The sequence below is a fragment of the Aliiroseovarius marinus genome (genome assembly GCF_004360145.1).
Lineage (GTDB): Bacteria > Pseudomonadota > Alphaproteobacteria > Rhodobacterales > Rhodobacteraceae > Aliiroseovarius > Aliiroseovarius marinus.
On sequence record NZ_SAIT01000003.1, the window covers coordinates 63,567 to 88,755 of the forward strand.

Below are 25,189 nucleotides of genomic sequence, written 5' to 3' on the forward strand. Positions count from 1 at the left end.
TGGGGCCACATGGCCCGCCTGACGGCTTTTGGGCCAAGCGCTGACGGGGCTTAGGATGCTACGGTCTCTGGACATTCGGGATATGCTGATCATCGACCGGTTGGAGCTTGAGTTCCAGCCGGGCCTGAACGTGCTGACCGGTGAAACGGGGGCCGGTAAATCCATCCTTCTAGACAGTCTGGGATTTGTGTTGGGCTGGCGCGGCCGCGCCGATTTGGTCCGCGCAGGCGCCGAACAGGGCGAGGTTGTCGCGGTGTTTGACCTGCCTGACGCACATCCCGCCCGTGCCGTGTTGGACGAGGCTGGGATCCCCGTAGAAGACGAGCTTGTGCTGCGCCGGATCAACCGCTCGGACGGGCGCAAGACCGCGTGGGTGAATGACCGCCGTGCCAGTGGCGAGGTGCTGCGCGCCTTGTCCGATACGCTGGTGGAACTGCACGGACAGCAGGACGACAAGGGGCTTTTGAACCCGCGTGTGCACCGGCAATTGCTGGACGAATTTGCCGGGCTGGGCGGCTCGGTCGACGCGACGAAAACTACGTGGCGAGGCGTTGCTCAGGCGTCGAAGGCGTTGGACGAGGCGCGGGCGCGGATTGACGCTGCGAAGGCCGAGGAAGAGTTTCTGCGTCATGCGGTGGACGAGTTGGACACTCTGGACCCGCAGCCCGGAGAAGATGCCGAGCTGGACGCGCGCCGCCGTCTGATGCAAGGGGCCGAACGGATCGGCGAAGACATCTCGCGTGCGCATCAGGCGCTTGGCGTGGGCGAGGGGGCCGAGGCGCGGCTTGGCGATGCGTTGCGTTGGCTGGAAGGCGCGGCAGAGCAAGCAGGCGACGTGTTGGACGCCCCAATTGCCGCGTTAAGCCGTGCGTTGGATGAACTGGGCGAGGCCGTGTCGGGCGTGGAAGCCGCGATGGACAGCCTGTCTTTCAATCCGCACGAATTGGAGCAGGCGGAGGAGCGCCTGTTCGCCATTCGTGCGATGGCCCGCAAGCACCACACAACTCCTGACGAGCTGGGCGTGTTTGCCGAAGATCTGCGCGGGCGGTTGGCTGCTTTGGACGCAGGCGCGGACGAAATTGCGGGGCTTGAAGCGGCTTTAGCCGATGCCCGCGCGCGGTATGATGCTGCGGCGCAAGCGCTGTCTACGGCGCGCCATGACGCTGCCACTCGGCTGGATCAGGCGATGGGGGCGGAACTTGCGCCGCTCAAGATGGAGCGTGCGGTGTTTACGACGGACATCACGCCAGCCGAGCCCGGCCCGGATGGTGTGGATGCGGTCACCTTCACCGTCGCCACCAACCCCGGTGCGCCCTCGGGACCGTTGAACAAAATCGCCTCGGGTGGGGAACTCAGCCGCTTCCTGTTGGCTTTGAAGGTCTGCCTGACGCGCGATGCGACGGGACTGACCATGATCTTTGACGAGATTGACCGTGGGGTCGGTGGCGCGACAGCAGATGCCGTTGGCCGCCGTCTGGCCGATCTCGCCAGTGCCGGGCAGGTGCTGGTCGTGACCCACAGCCCGCAAGTCGCTGCCCTTGGTGGGCATCATTGGCGTGTTAGCAAAGCGGTGTTGGATGGGGTCACTCTGTCCACCGTATCGCCCTTGTCATCAGATCAGCGCGTGGACGAGATCGCGCGGATGATCTCGGGCGATACGATCACCGACGCCGCCAAGGCCGCCGCGAAAGAGCTTCTGGCGGGCTGATCCTATCCGGCTTGCGGAACCAACTTGCCGGGGTTCAGGATGTTGCCCGGATCGAGCGTCGCCTTGATGTCCCCCATCAGCGCCCAGCCGTCCCCATGTTCCTCGGCCATCAGGTGCAGCTTTCCCATACCGACCCCATGTTCCCCTGTGATGGTGCCCTCGTACTTCAACGCCCGGCGGCTCATCCGTGCGGCGATGGTCTTAGCCTCGGCCATCTCGATGGGGCAGGACGGGTCGATCAACAGGATGGCGTGAAAATTGCCATCGCCCACATGACCCAGAATGGGACCGGGCAGGATCGAGGCGGCGATGTCCGCGCGCGTTTCCTCGACCGCCTGTGCCAGCTGAGAAATCGGCACGCAGATATCTGTGACCAGCGTCCGTGCGCCGGGACGCAGGCTTTGCACCGCGTAAAAGGCGTGATGACGGATCTTCCACAGTGCGTTGCGATCCTCGGTCTTGGTTGCGTGCTCATAGCCCGTCGCGCCGAAGTCGCGTGCGATCTCGCGGAAAATGTCACTGCCTTCCTTGACCGCGTTGACGCTGCCGTGAAACTCCACCAGCAGATGCGGGCATTCGTCCATTTCGGTCCCAGCATAGTGGTTGAACGCACGGGCGGTGGCTTCGTCGACGAACTCGATCCTCGCCACGGCAAGCCCCATCTGGATCACCTGCTGCACTGCCCCCACGGCTGAGGCCATGTTGGGAAATGGGCAGATCCCCGCGCGGATTTCTTCGGGCTGGCCATGCAGGCGAAGGGTCAGCTCGGTGATAATTCCCAAAGTGCCTTCCGAGCCCAGAAACAACGCCGTCAGGTCATAGCCGGACGAGGATTTAGCTGCGCGTGATCCCGTGCGGATCACCCGCCCATCGGCCAGCACTACCGTCATGCCCAATACGTTCTGGCGCATCGATCCATAGCGCACCGTCGTGGTGCCAGACGCGCGCGTGGCCGCCATGCCCCCAAGCGTGGCATTCGCACCCGGGTCCACGGGAAAGAATACGCCAAGACCGCGTAACTCATGGTTAAGCTCTTCGCGCGTTAACCCCGCCTGAACCACTGCAATCATGTCGCCTGGATCTTGCGATAGCACCCGGTTCATGCGCGTCATATCCAGACAAACGCCGCCCTTAGCCGCACTTGTATGCCCTTCCAAAGACGTTCCCGCGCCGAACGGGATCACCGGCAATCCCGCGTGGTTGCAAATTTTCAGGATCTTGCTGACTTCATTGGTGTTCTCGGGCCAGACCACAATATCGGGCGGAGCAGGGCGAAAATGAGTCTCTGATCCACCATGTTGATCCAGAACAGGCTTGGACCGGCTGATACGATCGCCTAGAAATGACGAAAGCTCGGTGAACGCGGTGTCGATGGCCATCCCATCCTCCCCTGAGAAACCGGAACAACTTATGGTAAATGACGAACCTTGGGAAGGGTTCTACACGCGCAGCGCAATGATAAAACAGATAAAATTCATATTGGGTAAGCGCATCCAAATTCTCGCTGCGAAAACGCGCGAGGCGTGGCGCGTGATGGTCGAGAAGGGCCCCAGCCAGATGCAGTTCTGGCTGATCGCGCTGATCATTGGGGTGGCCTCGGGGGCGGCGGCACTTGGCTTCCGCAAAGGGATCGAGATCCTGCAAGCGACGCTTTATGGCACCGATGATCTGACCCATCTGCATAGCTTTGCGGAAACGCTGCCGTGGTACTGGATTTTGCTGCTGCCTACTTTTGGCGGTTTGGTGGTCGGGCTGATCCTAAATTGGTTCACGCATGATGGCCGTGTGCGTGCGGTGGCAGACGTGATCGAAGGCGCGGCCCTTTGGGAAGGCCGTGTGGAAAAGCGCGCGGGTATTGGGTCGGCGCTCGCCTCGCTCATCACACTGTCGACCGGCGGATCGTCGGGTCGAGAAGGTCCCGTGGTTCACTTGGCCGCCGTGATCTCAAGCTGGATCTCGGCGCGGATCAACGCCAATGGCATCACCGGGCGTGACCTTCTGGGCTGCGCGGTGGCGGGCGCAGTCTCGGCCAGCTTCAACGCCCCCATTGCCGGCGCGCTCTTTGCGCTCGAGGTCGTGTTGCGCCACTTCGCCGTCCACGCTTTTGCCCCCATCGCCATTGCGGCGGTCTCGGGCACCGTGATCAACCGTTTGGAATATGGCGGCGTGACCGAATTCGTCTTGCCCGCAGAAGGTACGCTGGCCTTTTATATCGAGCTCCCCGCCTTCCTGATCCTTGGACTGGTGTCGGGCATCGTCGCGGTGATCCTGATGCGCTCGATCTTCTGGGCGGAAGACTTAGGTGACACGGTGCAAAATCGACTGCGCTTGCCACGCATTCTGCGTCCCGCACTGTCTGGGTTCCTGCTGGGCGCCATCGCGATCTTCTTCCCGCACATCATTGGCGTGGGCTACGAAACCACCTCGGCAGCGCTGACGGGAAGCCTGACCGCTGGGGTCGCCATTCTATTCGTCGCGGTGAAAGTCGCAGCGGTGGCCATCACCATGGCTGGCCGCATGGGCGGTGGCGTCTTCTCTCCCGCGCTGATGGTTGGCGCGTTGACCGGGCTCGCCTTCGGGATCATTGCCACGGCCATCTTCCCGGATGTGTCGGGGTCCGAAACCCTCTATGCCCTTGCCGGCATGGGTGCGGTCGCCGCTGCCGTGTTAGGCGCACCGATCTCGACCACGATGATTGTGTTCGAACTAACAGGGGACTGGCAGACCGGGATCGCGGTGATGTCCGCTGTATCCTTGTCGACGGCACTTGCCAGCCAACTGGTCGACCGCAGTTTCTTCCTGACCCAGCTTGAGCGTCGCAACATTCACCTTGCGGCAGGCCCACAGGCCTATCTGCTGTCCACGGTCCGCGTGGCGCAGGTTATGCGGGATCGCGAACACGCGCGCAAAGCAGGTGAAGAACACTGCTGGGAACTGATCGAGGATGGCGTCTATGTGGATGGCAACACCACACTGGAAGTCGTCATGCCGATGTTCGAAGCCACGGGCGAACGCTATATCCCGGTCGTTACGTTGGGCGGCGAAGGCGACCCGCCCGAGCTGTGGGGCGCGATCTTCCATGTGGATGCGCTAAAAGCCTTCAATCGCGCGCTTGCGGACACGGCAGCAGAAGAGCACTCCTGACCGCAAATCTCGCATTTTCTTGCCTCAAGTATCCCGGGGTGAATGCGCAACGCGCAGAGGGGCAGCGCCCCTCATAGGCTCACGACGTGAGCCACCGAACGCCTTTATCCCAACGCCCGCGACAAGGCGCAGAACGCTTCCACGTCAATCTCTTCGGCGCGTGATGTGGGCTTGATCCCGACCGAGGTCAGTACGTCCTCGATCTCGGGATGCATGCCCTTCAAGGACGCTCGCAGCATTTTGCGCCGCTGCCCGAAGGCCTTGGCGACCACCGCTTGCAGTTTGCCCGCATCCGCCTCGAAACGGGGTTCGGGCAGAGCCTCAAGATGCACCACGGCCGAGTGGATTTTCGGCGGGGGTGTAAAGGCTTCGGGGGGCAGTTCCATCACGACACGAGGCGTGGTGCGCCACTGGGCCAGTACTGCCAAGCGCCCATATTTCTTCGATCCCGGCTGCGCAACAATGCGCTCGGCCACTTCCTTTTGGAACATCAGGGTCAGGCTGGACCAGGCAGGCGGCCAGCTTGGCGGCGTCAACCACCGCACCAAGAGCTCGGTGCCTACATTGTATGGCAGGTTGGCGACGATGCGGATGGGGGGCGTCAGGTGTTCAAGCGGGTCCAGCTCTAACGCATCCGCATTCACGACCTCGAGCCGTCCCGGATAGGCGTCGGCAATCTCGGCCAACGGCGCCATCGCACGGCTGTCTTTCTCGACCGCGAGCACCTTGCGCGCGCCTTCGACCAGAAGCCCACGGGTCAGGCCACCGGGGCCGGGTCCGACCTCCAACACGTCGCAGCCCGATAGATCCCCGGCCATGCGGGCGATTTTGGCGGTCAAGTTCAGGTCCAGCAGAAAGTTCTGGCCCAGAGATTTCTTGGCGACCAGCCCGTGGGTGTTAATCACCTCGCGCAGGGGGGGCAGCCCGTCGATCTGGCTCATGTGGTGCTCTCCTGTCGGCGGGCAAGGCCCATTTGGTGGGCCATGCGCAGGGCGTTGATCAAGGATGTGGCATCCGCAGCGCCGGTGCCCGCGATGTCATAGGCTGTGCCATGATCGGGCGAGGTGCGGACGAAGGGCAGGCCCAAGGTGACGTTGACACCGCCCGCAAAGTCGATCGTCTTGATCGGGATCAGCGCCTGGTCGTGATACATGCAGACCGCCGCGTCATAGCCTGCGCGCGCGCTGGCGTGGAACATCGTGTCGGCGGGCAGGGGACCCAGCAGGTCCAGCCCCTGAGCGCGCAGATCGTCGAGCAGGGGGGTGATCATGTCGATCTCCTCCATCCCCATCGCGCCGCCTTCGCCCGCGTGCGGGTTCAGGCCAGCAACGGCGATGCGCGGAGCGGTGTGGCCGAAATCGCGGATCAACGCGGCGTGGGTGGTGCGGATGACCTGTTCCAGCGTTTCGCGGGTCAGTGCAGCGGGCACCTCGGACAGGGCGATGTGGATCGTGGCGGGCACGACGCGCAGTTCGTCGCAGGCCAGCATCATCACGACATCGGCGTCGCCTGCCAGATGCGACAGGTATTCGGTGTGGCCGGGAAACGGAAACCCCGCCCCGTCCTTCAGCGCTTTCTTGTTGATCGGGTTGGTGCAGACGGCAAGCGCCTCTCCTGTCTGCGTCAGCTCCACTGCACGGGCGATCACGTCGATCACGGCTTGCGCTTGTTCAGATTGCGCCACGCCGGGAACGCGTGGGGTGTGAAAGTCATGCGGCAATACCGGCAACGCCTCGGCGCTATGCGCTTCGGTGGGATGGTCGATCTGCGTGAACGCGATACCTTCGGGCAGGTGGCGCGGGTCGCCGATCAGAAAGAACGGCACCTCTTCCTTCAAAACCGCAAAGGCCTTGGCGGCGATCTCGGGGCCGACCCCTGCTGGTTCGCCCATGGTCAAAGCCACGGGCGGGACAGGGGCGGACGCGCTGCTGTCAGCGGTCATTGCGCGTCAAATTCCTCGATAAACGCGGCGGAGCGAAGCTCTTCCAGATAGGCGGTCGAGAAAGCCTGCAAGCGCTGGTTCTGCAGGCGCAGTTTCAGCTGATCGCGGCTGACATCCTCGGGCAATTCGCGGCTGCGCGAACACAGCATCAGATAGACAAGGTTCTGTCCATTGGCCGATGTCAGCGCGGTCGATGCCTCGCCTTCATCCAGCTGCGCCAGCTCTACCGCATAGCGGGTCGGCAGCTCGCCCACGGGCACAGCTTCTTTTGCGATTTGCGCTTCGGTCGAACCGGGGAACAGGCCGAACAGATCGTTGCAGCTGTCTGTTTTGGCGCGGATCTCAGCGGCTTGCGCAAGGGCTTCGGCGCTACGCCCCCCCGGGATCATCATTGCGGCGTATTCGACAGTGACATCTGCCGGTGTGGGGCGGTCAACTTCTTCGATGGCCCGCAGCTGGAAGACGGCGACACCGTTCTGAACCGGCACCGGGTCGGTCACGTGGCCGGGCTCCAAAGCCACGACCTGCGCGGCAACGGCGGGCGGCAGATCTGACAGGTCGGTCCAGTTCAGACGCCCGGAACGGCCGCTAGAGGCAGAGACAGAAGAGCGACGGGCCTCGGCCGCGAAGGCGCCCAATGTGGTGATTTCCGAGAACTGCGAGGCACGTGCGTTGGCCTCTTGCATGGCTTCGGGGTTTTCGGCTGCCAGAACGATTTCGGACAGCAACACGCGGGCGTTCTGTCCCGGCGCGGTCAGAGACAGCTGGCGGTCAATCTCGTCCTCGGTCACGTTGATGCGGCCCTGCCAGCGTTTGCTGACCACAGCGCGCCAGGCCATGCCGTTGGACACGAAATCACGGAAGGTTTCCGGGGCGACACCCGCCTGCGCGATGATCTTGTTGAACTCTTCGACCTTCAGGTTGAAACGCCCGGTAAACTCGGACATGCCCGCCAAGACATCTTCGGCGGTCACCGATACATCCTCGGCTTTGGCGGCCTGCTGCTGCAAGGCTTCGTCCATCAGCTGTTTCAACGCCAGTTCACGCAGGTTCCCCGGCGCGCGCAGAACGGTCAGAAACGCCATGCGCTGCGACAGCTCGTACGAGGTGATCACGCTGTCGTTGATCTTGGCGACAGGTTCGAAAATGTTTTGTGCCTGCGCAGGTGCCGCGCCCAGTCCGACCAGAGACACCAGACCGAATACCAGACCGGACGTCGCGCAAGTCCATGCCGAAGCGGTCGCTTTGCGCTGTGAAGTTTGCGCTTTAGATTGGCTATGAAATCCCATCGGTATTTTCCTGTATCGCATAACGCTCGTAATTTCTGATCTCGATCCCTGGCGGTCCAATTTCGCGGGCCTTAGCCGTTGCATTTATTCACCGCTGCCCCGCGGCCGCTTCCAAATCCGATCAATTCGAATTGCAGACCAAAATCAGTTGTTGGCTCTACATTAATAGAGGTTGTGAAACGACGCGAGAGGGAAAGATCAACCGAAAGACATTCATTTCGGTATTCCAACCCGAAACTGGCGCGGGTCGCTTGTTTTTCCTCGACGTCAAAGCTGCCATCGGCCGTAATTGTCCAGAAATCCCCGACCTTCCACGCGCTGTCCAGCCGCAGCTCGTGGGTGGGGGTGGAGCGGTTTTCGGCGGCATCCTCGATCACCCAGATATGCGCCGCTGCGATCTGGAACTCGTCGGTCAGCCAGGCAGCACGGGTTTCAGATTTGGTCAGCCCGAAATCATCATCCAAAAGCGCACGCCCCTGAACCGAGACATGGCCACCAAAATTGACCGCAGCCCCCAAGAGCCAGTCAGAGTTCTGGCCCGCAAGGCCCGAGGCGTCGGTGAACTGGCCAAGGTCGACTTCACGGAAGACGCGGCCTGCAGCCAAGGTGAACCCCCAGCCCGATGGTGTGTGCCGTGTCCAGCTGAGGCCTACGGCGGCCCGCAGTCCTTCCTCGCGTCGGTCGCTGCCCGGGAAGCGGTTCAGGTCAAACAGGTTGCCTTGGTCAAACTCGACGAACTGGCTGTCTTCATTGGGAATATCCGCCCCCACCTGTTCGGACCATGCCAGAGCGGCAACGGGTTCCAGCACGTCGACCGTTCCGTTGCCGCCCACACGCGACAGCGGCCAGCGCAGGGTGACGCCAGCCGACGGCGTGGCAAAGCTTTGCTCGGTCTGATAGCGGCTGTCCTGTTCGATCCAATAGATATCCGCGTCCAAAGCGGCCTGACCTTCGATGACCAGTCCCGCTGGACCGATCCAATCGCGCCGCCAGTCCAGCCCGGCGCCGATGCGCGCCACGTCGCGGCCCAGAATGTCCAACTGGCTTTCGCGGAAATGGGCCTGCCACGACAGGGTCGTGCGCAGCTCGCCACCGATAAAGCCACCGGGATGGAAGCGGCGCTCATAGAACGCATCAATCTGCGCAAAAGGAAGTTGGTCCGAGATCGGCAGCTCTGAGGCACGCAGCGTGTCGTAGCGGGTGATGCCCGCGAAGGCGAACTCGTCCCGGCGCGCGCGCATTACCTCGATCGCGTTGCGCAACCGGTCCTGATCGGAATAGCCGTAATCCAGCAGATATCCGGGGTCCGAGACCTCTTGCAGCTGGAAGGACAGGGTGAAGTCGTGCGGTAGCTGGAACTCACCTTCCCCGAATACATAGAAACGTGTTTCGTCTTCCAGAATGCTGTCGCGGCTGACGGCGCCGTCAATCTGGATGTCCCCAGCGCGGAAGGCCTGCCGATAGCGCAGCTCCAATGTGCGGGTTTTGTCAGCGATATAGGGCGAGACCGTGATGTCGGCGTGATCTCCAAGCTTGACGAAATAGGGAACCGAGATCCCGAAGCCAAGGGTCGTGTTGGTGCGGATCTTCGGCGTCAGAAAGCCGGTCGCGCGATCCAGCGTCGGGTCAGGCAGGCGCAGGCGGGGCAGGTAGAAGATCGGCACATCCGCCACGCGCAGTTGAGCGTGGTGGAAGTAAAGCTGGCGCTCTTTTTCATCGTGGACCACACGCTCGGCACGGATCTGCCACAGCGGCACCGGGTTCTTCGCGCAGACATGACACGAGGACGCCGCGACACGCGACAGCTGAGTATAGCGGTCCTGCACGCGATTGATCTGGGCGGCGGCGATCTGCAACTGCTGGTCCAGCACCAGACGCGCGCTGGTCAGGATGCCATTGCGGAGGTCTGCGGACAGGGTCGCCTCGTCCGCCACCAAAACCGTGCCGTCGGGGCGGGTGATGGTGATCGGGCCTATGATGGACAGTGTATTCGTGGCCTTATCATAGCTGACCTTGGTTGCGGTCAGACGCGTGCCTTCGAACAACACCACGACATTGCCGTCGGCCACCAGGCCCCCATTGCCCACAACGCGCACATGGTCCGCGATCAAGCTGGCGGTCTGGGCCGCGACCGGGGCTGCTGTCAGTGCGATGGTGCTGACAGACCCTGCAAGCAGGGCCAGCGCCAAACGTCCGGCGCGCAGGTGCTGTGACAGGCCCATCAGCCGTCCTCCAGATGCAATAGAATGCCCAGTGGCAAAAGGATCGCGGCGATCGGGGGCGCCCACGCGGCCAGAAGGATCGGGATTTGCCCGTTCTCTCCGAGGATCTGTGCGAAGTTACGAATGAAATAGGCGCCAAAGCCCATCATCAGGGCAAAAAGAACCATGATCCCAGTGCGCCCAAACCGGGTATGGCGCATGGTAAAGCCCGCGCCAATCAGGACCATCGCGACCAAGAAGATCGGCATGGCCAGCTCCATATGCAGCCATACGCGGTGGGCACGGGCCGAAAAGCCTGCGGCCTCGAGTTGCCCAATGAAGCGCGGCAGATCCCAGATCGAGATCGAGCTGGGTTTGCCAAAGCTGTCGCGGATCTGTTCTTGCGTCAGGTTCGAGGCCAGTGTGAACATCGGATATTCAATGGCGGTGTCTTCGGGATTGGCGTCGCTGATCAGATCCCAGACCTTCGCGCCACGAATGGCCCAATGACCGGGTTCCAGCTTGGCGCTTGCCGCTTCGATGCGCAGCGTGGGCGGACCTTCCGGTGCGAAGGAAAAGAAGGTGACGTCAAAAAGTTCGGTCCCTTCAAGATTAGAGCGATCTGCCCGGATCACGGTCTGGCCTGTTTCGTTGCCCTGACGCAGCCAGACGCCATCAGAGGCAATGGACAGAACAGAAGCGCCGCCGCCCTCGTATTGCGCTGCGATCCGTTCGTATTTCTTGGTCGTGCCCGCGGTGATCGGATTGCCGATGGCGACGGCCAGAATGCCAAACAGGAATACCGTAACCACAGGCGAGATAAGCGTCATCAGGGCCGAGCGGCCCGCTGCCCGTGTCACCACCATTTCCGAGCTGCGCGCAAGGCTCAGGAACATCCACAACGTGGACAGGATCACGATCAAGGGCAGGATGCGGTACATCCAGACCGGTGCATTCAGCAGCGTCAGCCCCAGCACGTTCGAAAACCCGACGGATGCGGCATCAAATTTGCGCATACTCTCGACCATATCCAGCAGCACAAAGATGATCGCCAGCACGACGAGCATGCTGAAGAAGGCGCGCAGGAAGCGGCGGGCGATATATAGATGCAGTCTCATGCGCCCACCTCGGACATTTGACGGCTGCGCTCGCGCATCGTGCGTCGACGGCGGCGCAGGTCCGAAAACGAGGGCCGGGTGGCCATGTAGAGGACGACGATGTTGAAGACGACCCCCACAAGCGTCGCCAGATAGACCAGCCAGACGCCGCCCTCGGTGCGGCGCGCCAGATCAAGCATGGTATTGTCGAACGATTGCAGCAGGGCCACGGCCGCAAGTGCAATGACAACCTGTCGCCAGAGACCAAACCGGCTGAAGCCTGCCACGATCAGCATGGAATAGCCTGCCATCGCCGTCACGATGGAATAGAGCGCTTGGGCATTGCGGAAATGCCCTTCGGCACGCAGGGCCGCGCGGGTTTCGCCGGTCTCGACCATGGTTGCGATCGGTGGGTTCAACAGCTCGGGCGTATAGATCTGCGTCACTGTGCGCACACCTTCCTCGGCTCCGGTCAGAAGCGTGGCGATGTTGTAGGTGAAGTCCTCGAACCCGGTGGTGGTCAGGCGTTGGCTTTCGGTGTTGATCACCTGCGCCAACCCGTCAAACATCACAAGGCGGGGGCCAAGATCGGTCTTCACGATCAGGGCGCGACGGGCGGTGTAGGTATAGTGCTGTTCGTCATCCCGTTCGTCTGACAGGAAGATATCGAACAGCTCGCCCGCAGGGCTGATTTCACGGATATACAGCGTAATGCCATCTGCCGTGTGAACAAAGCTGCCTTCGGTCAGGAAACGCGCGGTCACATTCTCGGCAATTTCGGCCTGACGTTCGGCAAAGCGCAACTGGCTCATCGGCACAAGGATGTGGGTCAAGACCAGCATAAACAGCGCGGTCAGCAGGCCAAAGACCAAGACCGGGCGGGCCAAGCGAAACGGGCCATAGCCCGCCGCCTGCGCCACCACCAACTCGCTTTCCGAATTCAGCCGGTTGGTGACAGACACCGCTGCCGCGAAGGACGCAATTGGGATGATGAACACGATCACACCGGGCAGGATCATCGCCGAGAATTCCAGAAAAACCAGCGCGGTCTGGCCATTGGCGATCAGCTGATCAAACAGCCGTACCGCCCGGTTGACCCAAAAGAGCAACACCAGGACAAGCCCGTAGAAGCCGAACAGCACCACAAGCTGCGACAGCATATACCGGTCGAATCTGGCCACGTTCCCCCCTGTGAGCGCAACATCTTGTGGTCAGGTTTCTAAACCATCCGACCGGCGGGGAAAACTGCTATCTGGTCAAACCTGTACGGGGCGGCTACCAATGGCAGAAACCTGCCAAACAAAGGACCCGTCATGACCTCTCCGATCCTTCCAAGTTTCACCGAGATCAACCTTGATGCGATCGGCACCCATAAGGGCCGCGTCACCGTGGTTCTGTCCGAACCCGGCAAGCTGCATCCGGCTGCGCGCCGCGTGAACAAGCTGATGCGCGGGGCGCTGGCGCGTTTTGCGGAAAGCGAGGCGTTTGAGAAGATGAAGGATGGCGACGCTCAGGATCTAGCGTGGCCCGTCGGGATGGAGGCAGAGGCCGTTCAAGTGCTGCGCCTGTCGCAGCGCGCCGATGAAACCACCGCCCGCAAAGCCGGTGGGAAAATTGGCAAAGCCCTGCTGGGCAAGGATGTTCTGGTTCTGGCCGGATCGCTGAAACATGCAGACGCACTGGCACTTGGGGCCAGCCTGCGCGCCTATGCGTTTGACGATCACCAGACCAATGACGATGCGCCCGAGGGCGGCAGCCTGTCGGTGATGGTCTCGAAACCCGAAAGCTTTGCGGCGTCGGCTGACAGCGTCAAAGCACTGGCCGAAGGTGTGTTCTTCACCCGCGATCTGGTGAACGAGCCCGCAAACGTCCTGACCACAACGGAATTTGCGGCGCGGCTGGAAGCCCTGAAAGATCTGGGCGTCACCGTGAAGGTGCTGGACGAACCCGACCTGGAAGCCCTCGGAATGCGCGCGCTTCTGGGCGTGGGACAGGGGTCGGAAAGCCCCTCGAAAGTCGTCATCATGGAATGGCTCAAGGGGGAAAAAGGCGCAGCTCCTCTGGCACTGGTCGGCAAGGGCGTCGTCTTTGACACTGGTGGCATCAGCCTAAAGCCCGGCGCGGGTATGGAAGACATGACGATGGATATGGGCGGGGCAGGCACCGTCTCGGGCGTGATGAAAACGCTGGCCTTACGAGGCGCCAAGGCCAATGTGGTCGGGCTGGTCGGGCTGGTCGAGAACATGCCGGATGGCCGTGCGCAACGCCCGGGCGATATCGTAACGTCGATGAAAGGCACCACGATCGAGGTGATCAACACCGACGCCGAGGGCCGCTTGGTCCTGTGTGATGTGATGTGGCACGCGCAGGAAGAATACAAACCCGCAGCAATGGTGGATCTGGCCACCTTGACCGGCGCGATCATTATCGGCTTGGGCCATGAAAACACAGGCGTGTTCTCGAACGACGACACGTTCTGCAACAACTTCCTGAAAGCCGCCGAGGCCGAGGGCGAAGGCGCGTGGCGCATGCCGATGGGGCCGGGCTATGACAAGCTGATCAAGTCACATAAGGCGGACATCAAGAATGTCGGTGGACGCGCGGCTGGGTCGGTGACCGCAGCGCAGTTCTTGGGACGTTTCGTGAAAGACGACCAGCCATGGATCCATCTGGACATCGCAGGCACCGCCCAGCTGTCCGGCGAAAGCCCGCTGGCGCCCAAAGGCGCGACCGGCTGGGGAGTGCTGGCCCTAAACCGTCTGGTGAAAGACCAGTTCGAAGGCTAAGCGCATGAGTGAGACTGCAGGGACCGGAGACAAAGTGGCAGAAGGCGCCGCGCAAGGCGAGGTCTTCTTCTATCACCTGACACGGTCCCCGCTTGAAGCTGCCCTGCCCATGCTGTTGGAGCGCAGCCTGCAAGCGGGTTGGCGCGTCTGCGTGCGCGGCCCCAATGCAGCGCGGCTGAACTGGCTGGATGAACGGCTGTGGCTGCACCCGGAAGACGGGTTTCTACCGCACGGGCTGGCGGGCGGACCGCAGGATGCGCATCAGCCGATCCTGTTGACGACGACACCCGACGCTCCAAACGGCGCCCAGGCGCTGATGGCCATCGACGGGGCCGAGATTTCCGAGGACGATATGCGCGGGCATACGCGCGTGTTCGTCGTGTTCGATGGCAACGATCCCGACGCAGTGGCCCATGCGCGCACGCAGTGGATGGCGGTGAAAAACGCGGGCGTCACAGCGAAATACTGGAGCCAGGAAAGCGGCCGGTGGGAGATGAAAGCCTCAACCGCGCCCGAGGACGCGTAACCATACCTCTTCCTCTTGCCCAAAATACCTCGGGGTGAGGCCGCAGGCCGAGGGGCAGCGCCCCTTAGGCTCACCCCGTGAGCCGCCGTAAGCATTGCCTATGTCTGCTGTCAGCGCGTCAGGACCAGTTGATTGCGGCTGATCTCGATCTTCTCAAACCGTTGCAGATAGTCGTTGCCCAGAAGAGACCGCGGCATCTCGCCTTCATTCACCCAGACCTCAACCCCGAAATCCTGAACGCCCAGAAGCTCGACCTTAGCGATGCGGGCGGGCGCCGTGCGGACCTCGCCATTGGCGCTCATCGCGCGGCCATAGAAGCGCAGGGCGTTCATCTCGACGCCAATACGGGCTGCGTCCTCTTTCGTTAGGACGATATTGCTGGCCCCGGTATCCACTAAAAAATCAACGGGTTGTCCATTCATCCTGAGCGTCGCGTAGAAATGCCCGTCAAAGGCGCGCGGCAATACGATCTGGCCCGTGTCTTGAATGACAGATTGCTTCGGAGAGATGTCGTCGCGAATGTCATGCCACACACCAACGCCCGCAAGCACACCTGCAAAAATCAACGCCCAGATCAGCGCATAGCGTAGGTTCTGCCCCAGATTGGCGCGGCTATTTGCAACGAAATAGCCGCCTACAAATGTCAGCAGCAGGGCAAGATAGGCAAGTCTGGCGAAATCGTCTCCGGTCATAGGTCCGATATAGGAACGCCGGGCGGGAATGTCACCGGGTCAGCATGCCGCGTGTTATCCCATCAGCCCGAAATCACGCAGACCTTCGAGCACGAACTGCACCGCCAACGCGGCCAGCAACATGCCCAGAAGGCGGGTGACCACCTTGATCCCGGTCTCGCGCAGCAGGCGTTCCAGCAGGGGGGCAGCGTTGAACAGGACAAAGGCGATGACCAGCACCAGTGACATAACGACCAGTGCCAATCCAACACCTTCCAACCCGTCCCCTTGGCCTGCCAGCAGGATTACCGTGGCGATCGAGCCGGGACCGGCAATCAGCGGCATGGCCAGCGGAAAGACGGACGGGTCATCGTCGCTCTCGGTCTCTTCCGACTGATCCTTGCGGCGCTGTGTCCGCCGTTCAAACAGCATGTCCAACGCAGTCAGCAAAAGCAGGATCCCGCCCGCAATTCGGAAGGCGGGCATCGAGATGCCAAGAAAGCCCAGTACGCCCTCGCCAAGGAAGGCGAAGAGGGTCAGAAGCACACCCGCGATCAGGCAGGCACGGATCGCGACGGCCCGGCGTTTGGCAGCACTCATCCCTTGTGTCAACGCCATGAACAACGGCGAAATGCCGATGGGATCCATCACGACGAACAGGGTCACGAAGGACGGAACGAATAGATCAAAGTCCATCTTTAAGCCTCAGCTTTTTCGAGGTTATCTTGCGCTTCCATCCACAAGTTCTCGGCCCGCTCAATGGCCTCCATCACCTCGGCATGTTTCTTCTGCCAGACTGCAATATCATCCGATTTTCCCGCTTCGTACAAGGCAGGATCGGCGAGCTTCGCATCCAGCTTCTCGCGCATGTCTTCCAGTTTTTCGACCCGTGCTTCGGCTTTGCGCAGCTCGGACCGCAGGGCCAAAATCGTGTCGCGATCTGCGCGTTTGGCCTTGGCGTTTTCCTTGCGCGCTTCTTGCTTTTTCGCGGCCTGTTCGGCGCGTTCATCAGTCAGCAGCAGCTTGCGGTAGTCTTCCAAGTCGCCGTCAAACGGGGCGACGCGCCCGTCTTTCACCAGCCACAGGCGATCCGCCACAAGGCTCAGCAAATGCATGTCGTGGCTGACCAAAATAACCGCGCCAGTATAGGCAGTCAGCGCCTCAACCAGCGCTTCGCGGCTTTCGATGTCCAAGTGGTTGGTGGGTTCGTCGAGGATCAACAGGTGGGGGGCGTCGAGCGTCGCCAGCAACAGCGTCAGACGTGCCTTTTGGCCACCAGACAGGCGCCGAACCTCGGTCTCTGCCTGATCTGCGCCGAGCCCAAAGCCCGAGAGCCGCGCGCGGTGTTTGCCCGGAAGCTCATCCGGGCGCAGGCGTCGCAGGTGATCAATCGGGGTCTCATCAGGGTACAGCTCATCCATCTGGTGCTGCGCGAAATAGCCGATCCGCAGTTTAGATGACTTGGTCATGCGGCCAGACATCAGTTCAAGTCTGTCCGATAACAGCTTGGAAAGCGTAGACTTTCCCTGACCGTTCTTGCCCAGAAGCGCAATGCGGTCATCCTGATCGATGCGCAGGGTCATGCGCGACAGGATCTCGGTCTCGCCATAGCCGGTGGCGGCGCCTTCCATGTTGATGATTGGCGGCGACAGTTCCTCGGGTACGGGGAACGAGAACGCTTTCAGTGCGGCTTCCTGCGGGGTCGTGATCGTTTTCAAGCGATCAATCATCTTCAAGCGCGATTGCGCCTGCTTCGCCTTCGATTCTTTGTATCGGAACCGATCCACGAAGCTTTGCAGATGGGCGCGGCGGGCTTCGACCTTGCGGTTTTCCGCCTCGGCCACCGCCAGACGGGCCGCGCGCGTTTCTGCGAACGTGTCATACGGACCCTGATAGAGCGTCAGCTTGCGGTCTTCCAAATGCAGAATGCCACTGACCGAGCGATTCAGAAGCCCACGATCGTGGCTGATCACGATCACGGTGTGCGGATACTTTGTCAGATATTGCTCAAGCCAGAGCGCACCTTCCAAGTCCAGATAGTTGGTCGGTTCGTCGAGCAGCAGAAGATCAGGCTGGGCAAACAGCACGGCCGCCAGTGCCACGCGCATCCGCCAGCCGCCCGAGAAATCAGCGCAGGGCAGGGCGTGCTGGTGATCATCAAACCCCAAGCCCTTCAGGATCGAGGCGGCGCGCGCCTCCGCGCTCCACGCATCAATATCGGCCAGCCGGGTCTGGATTTCGGCGATGCGGATGGGGTCGGTTGCGGTGTCGGCCTCGGCCAACAAGGCCGCGCGTTCGGTGTCCGCCTCCAACACCGTGTCCAGCAAGGATGTTTGCGAGGCCGGAACCTCCTGTGCCACCCCGCCAATCCGCGCGCCTTTGGGCACGGAAATGTCACCTGATTCCAGCGACAACTCGCCCCGGATCAGGCGAAACAACGTGGTCTTGCCGGTGCCGTTGCGCCCAACAAGGCCAATCTTATGGCCGTCCGGAATGGTGGCGGATGCCCCTTCAAAAAGCGGGCGGCCTTCAACGGCATAGGTGATGTCAGAAATCCTCAGCATGGTTCCATGTGCCTCACCCATCCGCGCCCGTCAATCGCGGCTTTTCAAAACACGCGCGCCATGCTACGGGGGCCGCAAATCACATCGCGCCCGGTAGCGTTCCGCGCGCCCAACCGAAAAAGAGAGACCATCATGGCTATCCAACGCACTTTCTCGATCATCAAACCCGACGCCACCAAGCGTAACCTGACTGGCCAAATCATCGCCAAGTTCGAAGAAGCTGGCCTGCGCATCGTTGCGTCGAAGCGTATCCAACTGACCCTGGCCCAAGCTCAGCAGTTCTACGGTGTACACGCTGAACGCCCCTTCTTTGGCGAACTGTGCGAGTTCATGATCTCCGAGCCGATCGTTGTTCAGGTTCTGGAAGGCGAAGACGCCATCGCGAAAAACCGCGAAGTTATGGGCGCAACCAACCCGGCAGAAGCTGCCGAAGGCACCATCCGTAAAGAGTTCGCGCTGTCGATCGGCGAAAACTCGGTTCACGGTTCGGACGCTCCGGAAACCGCAGCAGAAGAAATCGCGTTCTTCTTCTCGGGTCTGGAACTGGTTGGCTAAGCCACGTTTCTATAAGACAAAAAGGCCGTTCGGGGAAACTCGGGCGGCTTTTTTTATTTTCCTCTTGCGAAAAATACCTCGGGGTGAGGCCGCAGGCCGAGGGGCAGAGCCCCCCAGGCTCACACCGTGAGCCACCAAAAACAGCTATGATGATTGGCGAATGCCAATCTCGTCCAAGATCGCTTCCATTTTGTCTTCGGGGGGCTTGTTCGCTGTCGCCTCGGCCCTCAACGCGTCAAACCGCGCGCGCAGGGTGTCTTTTTCCTTGCCTTTGCAGTCATTCCACGGGCGACCCTGAAGGCCCATGACCATGGCGTAATAAGCGATGAAATGGGGGCGCGAGCCTGTGGCCAGCAGGCGACGATAGGCCTCGTCCGGGCCGAGGGTACGCAGCTCTTCGGCTGTATGGATGCCTGCGCGGGCATAGACCGCGTCTGAGGCTTCTCCGAGATTGCGAATGGATGATACAGGATCGCTCATGTGCCGAAGTTAATCGGTACAGAAAAATTCTTAAACCCGTATCGCGTTCAGATCTGTGTCATTCCTGACAGTCAATCGTTTCCAGTTCATATTGGATCGCTTCTTCGCTGCCTCTCCCTTCGGTCGAACGCGAAAATCGATGCTCAATAAACTATGTGAACCAGAAACGCTTTAGATGCTGGCCCAATCGGTAAATAGAACCGTCGGCTCTTTCGGCTCGTCCGTGCGGGTGCGATCCCGCTTGGGCGGTGCCTTGACATGCACGTAACGCGTGCCGCCAGACGGTGGTTTATGCTTTTCTTCGGTTTTTTCCCTAGCCATATCCTTGCTCCGCTACTCATTAGACGCGCCACGAAATGGACGCACAAGTTCCCCACAGGAGCCTTTCGGCCTTCACATGTTAACATATCGCCGCGCAATAATCGTAAAAATTTGAACACAAATTGTTTCCAAAGTGAAAAGGTGTGGCTGAGGCGCGACATGTGCACGGCGGGCGAAAAACACGGCGCAGCCGTGGAGTGGAGCGCAAGGTGGCGTCGCAACCCACAGAAAATACGTGAAAATATCGGTTAGTAGTCGCGCTCGAAGTAGACACCCACGCCCGTTTCGCCATCCGACCCCAACGTGCCACGTGCGGTCAGGGATGGAGACAGGGTTAGGTTCAAATTCACCTCGGCTGTGCCATCCGCGCCGACCGTGACGTCGGTATAGATGTTCTCAGAGATGTATTTCCCTGCCCGAACCGAGGCCGCGCCCGTTTCATCCGTCGTCACGTCCAGATCATCCAGCGCGAAGCTGCCGCGCAGACGGCCCAACACACCTTCGCCGCCTTTGCCGGCCAGCGTGCGGACCGCAGCGGCCAGCCTGAGCGCCTGAATGGCCGAGATCTGGGTGATGTCTTTTCCGAACAGCAGGCGCGCCAGCACTTCGTCCTCGGGTAATTCGGGGGACGAGGTAAAGCTGATCTCTGGCTCCGAGACCGGGCCGGTCACGCCGATCCTGATGTCCGTATCTTCGGCGCGGGCTTCAGCCAAGAAGCGCAGATAGGCGTTGAAATCACCCTGCAGGCTTACATCGCCCTCGGTCAGGGTTAGGCGCTTGCCCAGCATGTCCAGTCGCCCGCGGATCAGGGTAAACTCGCCTTGCGGAATGACGTTTGCACTGGTGCCCGTGACGCGCAGGGATCCGCCCAGTTCTGCATCCAGCCCCCGTCCGCGGACAAAGACTTGCCCCGGTGCATTCAGCGTAATGTCCAGCGGATAGGGGCGTCCGGTGGTCGTGGGGCTCGCCTCAACGATAAGTCCCGCGAACCGCCGCGTCTGGCGCACGGCTGCCGGTTCGCCCACATGTTTCAGGCCCTCCATGACGGGCAGGGTACCGGGGGCGGTTTCTGGCACGCGCAGTTCCGTGCGTCCTAGGTCGATCTCGGCGCGCAAAGTGGCGCCGCCCTGTAGCGGTCCGCGCAGATCGGCAGTGCCATTCACGGTGGTCTCAAACAGCGCACCGTCTGTCAGGCGCAACTGATCCAACAGAATTGACAGATCGGCCTGCATCGGCGCCGCCAACCCAATTGTCCCACGCGTGCTGATTTGACCGCCCGCCGCGACCGAGCTTTGGATGTCCAGGGTTGCGGTCCCGCCCGCCAACGTGACCTGTCCGCTGTCGATGTCGATGGCTTGTTTCAAACGCGGCAGGGCCACGCGTGCGTCCTGTGTGGTCAGCGTGCCCGAGAGCGACGCAAGGTCCAGTGGGCCGCGCAGGGCGAGGTCATAGCTGGCGGTGCCCGTGGCCAGCCGGGGCCGGATCATCGGATTGGCCAGTGCAAGCGGCGCGGTGCCAGACAGGGTCAGATCGGCCTCTGTGCCATCCACGCTGAGAGTGCCGTCCACGCGCCCATTCACGCCTGCGGGGCCGATCGCGTTCATCGCAACGCGCCAGTGATCCCCTGTCAGTTCCGCACTGCCTTGTGCCTCGGCCGGGCCGGATATGCCGTCGGCAATCAGGCCAAGATCCGTCAGGCGCGACTGGAACGTGACGCGGGTTCCCTGATCCGACGGCGTGCCCTCGGCTGTCAGGGTCAGCGCGTCGCTGCGCAGGGTCAGGTGATCCAGTTGCACCGGCGTGTCGCCGTCGCGCCGGGCCGCCACGCTCAGAGAGCTGTCCCCGCGTAGAAGCGCATCGACTTGTGCAATCCCGATGCCAAGGGACGCGCCGGTCGCATCCAGTTCAATTGTGAAATCCCCGCTTTCGGGGCGGATTTGGCCGCCCACGTCAAACTGCAGTCCGCCAGACAGGGCGCGCTGCGCTAAGCCGCTATAGGGGGCCAGCTGCGCGATGTCTCCGCGCAATGTGCCGTCGATTTGCTCCGCGACACCGTCCGCAAAGCGCACATGGGTCGTGCCGTTCAACGTCGCCTCACCCGGGCCAGTGAAGTCCGTCTGAACCCGCATATCCGTCCCAATTTGCAGCACAGATGCGGTCAAATGGGCAGGGCCGCGAAGCTGTGAATCGACGGCGCTGGCATCGGGCAGAAACAGCGAGATGTCCGCAACCGATTCACGGCTCGTCAGATCCGCCGAGGCCGTCAGCAGCGCCTTCTCGGTCTTTAGTTCCAAGCCTTCAATCCGGGTGCCAGTTGTGTTACGCACCGCGCGCAGCGCCAGAGTGCTTTCCCCGCCGATCACTGCGTCCAGTTGCGGTTGGTTTACGCCCAGCCCAGCACCGCGCCCATCCAGACGCAGATCAAACGCACCGCCCAGAAGGTTGCTTTCCCCGGTCATATTAAGCGTCACGCGCCCTGACAATGGAGCACCTGCAAGGCCCGAAAAACGCGATAGATCACCCGCGCTTAGGCGTAGCGTATCGCTACGTGCGACCACGCCGTTGGCGAAGTCCGACAGGGTTACGTCGCCCGTCAGGTCGTAGTCCTCACCTGCCAGTGTCAGGTTTGAGATCGCCAGAACGTCATCGCTTTGCCAGTTGAACTGCAGCGCGCCGGTCAGATCCGTGCCGATGGCTGCAGCCAGCTCGGGGCGTGTGGGCAGGATGTTTTTGGCATCGAGACGCACGGCGCCGTCGATCAGCGGCGCAGACCCCTCCACACCGGCGCGCAATTGCCCCGACCCGGACAAGGTAGCGGCGTCGATGTTCAGGTCGCTCTGCGTGAGGCCGGCAAGATTTGCGCGTGCGGTCCAGAGGTCTCCGGTGGCGGCATCATAGGCAATGGTCAGGTCGGCAGAGGACACCAGCGTGCGTGGACCAGACAGGGGCAGGCGGACGGGCGAACCGTCTGGCGCCGCGATACGCCCGTTCAGCGCAATGCGCGTGGGCCAGCCATTTGGGGCCAGCTGCACATTTCCGGTGACGTTCAGAGCCTCAGATTGCATCGACAGCGTATCAATCCGTGTCGCGCCATCAGACAGCTGAGACGCCCGCGCGCTGACGTCGACATTGTCCCCGAAGAAGGTTTTGAAATCGGGATGGAGAAGAGGCGATATGTCTCCGGACAGCTCCAAGGCATATGTGCGGTCGAATTCGGGTGTGTCCGGCTGCGTAGAGGTGACAGGGCTTTCGATCAGGCGGACATGGCCCGCCAGCCGCGGTGCGCCGTCCGTTGCCAGCGCGATCTGCGCGTCGAAATCTGACAGAGGGCCGGTCCCGTCGAGCTTCAGATCAAGGGCAGGTTGGCCGGGAATGCCCAGCAGTGTGGCTGCCATGCCGCCTGCATTTTCTTGAAGCGACAGAAGCAGCGACAGGATCCGGTCGGTGTTGTCATAGCTGCCCTTCAGCGCCAACGCGCCGGTCGGCCCATCCAGCCGGGTGATGGTCAAATCAGCCTTTCCGGCACCCGCTTCCAGCGCGGCAGACCCTTGAAGCGAAATCTCGGAGGCTTGCCCGATCACGTCTTCGCCAAGGTGGACCCGTGCCGCGCGGATCGTGCCGATGTTCAGGGACACGGGCAGCTCGGGCAGGGCAAAGCCGGTTGCCTCTGGGGCGGGCAAAGAGGGATCCGGGATCGGGCGACGGTAAAGGGCGATCTCCTCGGCCTCCAACGCGTCGATCTTCACGTTCCCGGTCAACAGCGCGCTGCGGGTCCATGTCAGGGTCAGGCCGCGTAGGGACAGCCAAACCCCCTCGCCATCCGCGATGGTGATCTCGTCGACGGTGGCTTCCGAGCTGAACGCACCCTGAAATCCGATGATTTTGATCTCGCGCCCTGTGTCCGACAGAGTGTCCTCTAGGAAGGCCTGAAGATAGCCGCGGTCATCCTGAGACGCGTCTTGTGACACCGCCGCGAGGGGGAGGGCAATTAGGGCGATCAGAAGCAGAAGAAAACGCTGGGTCATCAGAACGCCTGCCCAATCCCAAGATAGATTTGCACACCGTCGCCGGTGTCTCCGGAAATCGGTCCGGCCACATCCAAACGCAGCGGCCCGATGGGCGTCTTGTAGCGCAGCCCCAACCCGGCGCCTGCGTGCCAACCGCCGTCACCTCCAAACAGGCTGTCATCGCTGATATGTCCGGCATCGGCAAAGGCCACCAGTCCGATAGTGTCGGTGATCGTCGCGCGGAGCTCGGTCGAGACGGCCAGATAAGACCGCCCGCCGCGCAGACCGCTTATGCCTTCAGGAATGCCTAAGGACTGATAGGGCTGCCCACGGACCGAGTTCCCACCGCCCGAGAAGAACAGGTATTCCGGCGGAATGTCCTGCACATCATCGGAATAGACTGTACCGGCTTGCACCCGGCCCGCCACTACGAAACGGTCGCCCGTACCCAGCCCGCGATAGGCGCGCGCGTCGGCAAAGGCGCGGGCCCCGCTGCCACCGCCATTCAGGGACAGGAACGGCGTGACCTCGGCGCGCAGGAAGGTGCCGGATGTGGCGTCCAGCAGGTCATTGCGCCGGTCCCAGGTCAGCCCAATCGGCAGGGTCAGCTGGAAGAAATTCCGATCGCCAAACACGTCGCTGATGTTGGAATAATGCAGCCCCAACGCAATCTCGCCTGACAGGGTGTCCGAGAAAATCCGCGTCATCCCCGCCCCCAGATCAACGCTGCGCGAGATATAGGCGGGTTCGTCTTCATAAGCGGCATTGGCATAGCCGAAGGCGGTTGTGTCGGGGCCGAACGTGGCGGGCTGTTCCAGCCGCGCACCTAGGCGATAGTCGACGCCACCATGCTGGCCGCCAATCCCTGTGATCTCGCCTTCGACACGGAAGCGTTCCGCCCCGCCCAGAAAGTTCCGATGCAGCCAATAGGCGGACAGGCCGATGCCTTCGAGCGAGGAAAGCTCTGCCCCCACGCCAAAGCGACGCGGCTTTTCATCGGCCAAGGCAAGCCCGACGTCCAACGTGTCATCTGGATTAAGCGTCTTGGCCTCGGTCACCGAGACCGAGGAAAACGCACCTGTACGGCGCAGACGGTTCACCACCTTGTCCAGCGCCTCGGGCGCGTAGGTTTCACCAGTTGGAAAGCCTGCGATCCGGGCGATCCGTTCAGCCCGCACGGCGCTGTTTGTCGTCTGGGTCATTTGGCCAAACCGAGCCTTCGGACCGGGCGAAAATTGCAGATCCGCCGACAGGGTGTGGTCCCTGTGGTCTGCCGTGATGCTTTGACGGGTCAGATCGGCCTTGGGGTGGCCCGCCTGCCGCCATGCCAGATGGGCGGCATCCGCAGCCGCCTGAATTTGTGTGCTTTCCGCGCGTTCCCCGGTGCGAAACCCATCTGGCAGTTTGGTTCCCGGGGCTAAAGGGGCCACGCGCGCGGTGCCAAAGGTGAAGGGCGCGCCGGGGTCCACAGTGATCTCGATCGTGTTGATCTGGGCGGGCAGGTTGAACACGGGGATGCGTCCGGCCTCGCGCCCGTCCACACGGATGCGGATCACACCGCCGTAATAGCCGTTGGCATAGAGCACTTCCGTCAGGCGGCCATATTCGGCCAGCGCGGCGGCCATCACGTCGCGGGGATCCGTCTCGCCATCGTCTTTGGCGGTCTGCACAAGCGATGCGGCTTTGATCGCGTTTTCCAGGCCGCCGTCAGTCCCCAGAACCGTGATTTGGACAGTGTCGAGCGCCCACGCAGATTGCCCGAAAAAGGCCAGCGCAACGGGCACGCACATCCGTCGCCACAGCGGCACGAAACTCAGCATTCTCAAACCCAGATTCCTTGTGAGCAGCACAATCATCCCCAATGGCCAAAGCCTAGCCCGTCGCTGGGCTAAGCACCA

At 61.8% G+C, this 25,189-nt stretch carries 19 protein-coding genes; 5 read left to right on the plus strand and 14 right to left on the minus strand.

Translation table 11 applies throughout. The features are described 5' to 3' along the window. The first annotated feature begins 55 nt into the window (after positions 1-55). On the plus strand, positions 56-1,708 hold the full coding sequence (gene recN / locus EOL43_RS10040; protein ID WP_133488127.1) for a DNA repair protein RecN: 1,653 nt from the start codon (positions 56-58) through the stop codon (positions 1,706-1,708). 2 nt (positions 1,709-1,710) lie between these two features. Here the strand turns inward: recN and EOL43_RS10045 are convergent, their stop codons facing one another. Further along, positions 1,711-3,087: an FAD-binding oxidoreductase gene (locus EOL43_RS10045; RefSeq protein WP_133488129.1), complete on the minus strand. Its 1,377-nt coding sequence runs from the start codon at positions 3,085-3,087 to the stop codon at positions 1,711-1,713. A gap of 76 nt (positions 3,088-3,163) precedes the next feature. Here EOL43_RS10045 and EOL43_RS10050 point away from each other — a divergent pair, with 76 nt between their 5' ends. Continuing rightward, on the plus strand, positions 3,164-4,852 hold the full coding sequence (locus tag EOL43_RS10050) for a chloride channel protein (RefSeq protein ID WP_133488131.1): 1,689 nt from the start codon (positions 3,164-3,166) through the stop codon (positions 4,850-4,852). A 104-nt stretch (positions 4,853-4,956) separates the two neighbouring features. Here EOL43_RS10050 and rsmA read toward each other — a convergent pair whose 3' ends face one another. The 6 genes from rsmA to EOL43_RS10080 form a co-directional block, all read right to left on the minus strand. Beyond that, positions 4,957-5,793, minus strand: a complete 837-nt coding sequence (rsmA, locus tag EOL43_RS10055; protein ID WP_133488133.1) for a 16S rRNA (adenine(1518)-N(6)/adenine(1519)-N(6))-dimethyltransferase RsmA — start codon at positions 5,791-5,793, stop codon at positions 4,957-4,959. Beyond that, entirely contained in the window at positions 5,790-6,794 is a 1,005-nt protein-coding gene (pdxA, locus tag EOL43_RS10060; RefSeq protein ID WP_133488135.1) for a 4-hydroxythreonine-4-phosphate dehydrogenase PdxA, read from the minus strand. Before pdxA ends, rsmA begins: the two co-directional genes overlap by 4 nt. After that, positions 6,791-8,083: a peptidylprolyl isomerase gene (locus EOL43_RS10065; RefSeq protein ID WP_166636229.1), complete on the minus strand. Its 1,293-nt coding sequence runs from the start codon at positions 8,081-8,083 to the stop codon at positions 6,791-6,793. The genes pdxA and EOL43_RS10065 overlap by 4 nt, the downstream gene beginning before the upstream one ends. Before the next feature lie 71 nt (positions 8,084-8,154). Beyond that, the gene (locus EOL43_RS10070) at positions 8,155-10,305 is read right to left on the minus strand and encodes an LPS-assembly protein LptD (RefSeq protein ID WP_133488139.1); all 2,151 of its coding nucleotides are present in this window, start codon (positions 10,303-10,305) and stop codon (positions 8,155-8,157) included. Beyond that, entirely contained in the window at positions 10,305-11,402 is a 1,098-nt protein-coding gene (gene lptG / locus EOL43_RS10075) for an LPS export ABC transporter permease LptG (protein WP_133488141.1), read from the minus strand. Before lptG ends, EOL43_RS10070 begins: the two co-directional genes overlap by 1 nt. After that, positions 11,399-12,562, minus strand: coding sequence for an LptF/LptG family permease (locus EOL43_RS10080; RefSeq protein WP_240686523.1), 1,164 nt, complete (start codon positions 12,560-12,562; stop codon positions 11,399-11,401). The genes lptG and EOL43_RS10080 overlap by 4 nt, the downstream gene beginning before the upstream one ends. Positions 12,563-12,694: 132 nt before the next feature. On the opposite strand from EOL43_RS10080, the gene EOL43_RS10085 reads away from it, so the two are divergent. Next, positions 12,695-14,167 carry a leucyl aminopeptidase gene (locus EOL43_RS10085; protein WP_133488143.1) on the plus strand — a complete coding sequence of 491 codons (1,473 nt, stop codon included), beginning with the start codon at positions 12,695-12,697 and terminating at the stop codon, positions 14,165-14,167. Positions 14,168-14,171: 4 nt separating this feature from the next. Then, positions 14,172-14,693: a DNA polymerase III subunit chi gene (locus EOL43_RS10090; RefSeq protein WP_133488145.1), complete on the plus strand. Its 522-nt coding sequence runs from the start codon at positions 14,172-14,174 to the stop codon at positions 14,691-14,693. A 110-nt stretch (positions 14,694-14,803) separates the two neighbouring features. On the opposite strand, the gene EOL43_RS10095 is transcribed toward EOL43_RS10090, so the two are convergent. Genes EOL43_RS10095 through EOL43_RS10105 form a run of 3 tightly spaced genes read right to left on the minus strand, consistent with a single transcriptional unit; the run spans position 14,804 to position 17,928 of the window. Further along, positions 14,804-15,385, minus strand: coding sequence for a retropepsin-like aspartic protease family protein (locus tag EOL43_RS10095; RefSeq protein ID WP_133488148.1), 582 nt, complete (start codon positions 15,383-15,385; stop codon positions 14,804-14,806). Positions 15,386-15,439: 54 nt separating this feature from the next. After that, on the minus strand, positions 15,440-16,060 hold the full coding sequence (locus EOL43_RS10100) for a MarC family protein (protein WP_133488150.1): 621 nt from the start codon (positions 16,058-16,060) through the stop codon (positions 15,440-15,442). A 2-nt stretch (positions 16,061-16,062) separates the two neighbouring features. Beyond that, on the minus strand, positions 16,063-17,928 hold the full coding sequence (locus tag EOL43_RS10105) for an ABC-F family ATP-binding cassette domain-containing protein (protein ID WP_133488152.1): 1,866 nt from the start codon (positions 17,926-17,928) through the stop codon (positions 16,063-16,065). A 132-nt stretch (positions 17,929-18,060) separates the two neighbouring features. Between EOL43_RS10105 and ndk the strand changes: the two genes are divergently transcribed. Next, positions 18,061-18,483: a nucleoside-diphosphate kinase gene (gene ndk / locus EOL43_RS10110; RefSeq protein ID WP_133488155.1), complete on the plus strand. Its 423-nt coding sequence runs from the start codon at positions 18,061-18,063 to the stop codon at positions 18,481-18,483. 144 nt (positions 18,484-18,627) lie between these two features. Here ndk and EOL43_RS10115 read toward each other — a convergent pair whose 3' ends face one another. The 4 genes from EOL43_RS10115 to EOL43_RS10125 form a co-directional block, all read right to left on the minus strand. Next, positions 18,628-18,963 carry a TfoX/Sxy family DNA transformation protein gene (locus EOL43_RS10115; protein ID WP_133488157.1) on the minus strand — a complete coding sequence of 112 codons (336 nt, stop codon included), beginning with the start codon at positions 18,961-18,963 and terminating at the stop codon, positions 18,628-18,630. A 171-nt stretch (positions 18,964-19,134) separates the two neighbouring features. Next, a complete protein-coding gene (locus EOL43_RS15355) occupies positions 19,135-19,284 on the minus strand; it encodes a hypothetical protein (protein ID WP_166636230.1) in 150 nt (49 codons plus the stop codon). 248 nt (positions 19,285-19,532) lie between these two features. Beyond that, positions 19,533-23,309, minus strand: coding sequence for a translocation/assembly module TamB domain-containing protein (locus EOL43_RS10120; RefSeq protein ID WP_166636231.1), 3,777 nt, complete (start codon positions 23,307-23,309; stop codon positions 19,533-19,535). After that, positions 23,309-25,111 carry an autotransporter assembly complex protein TamA gene (locus EOL43_RS10125; RefSeq protein WP_166636232.1) on the minus strand — a complete coding sequence of 601 codons (1,803 nt, stop codon included), beginning with the start codon at positions 25,109-25,111 and terminating at the stop codon, positions 23,309-23,311. Before EOL43_RS10125 ends, EOL43_RS10120 begins: the two co-directional genes overlap by 1 nt. Between the last annotated feature and the right edge of the window lie 78 nt (positions 25,112-25,189).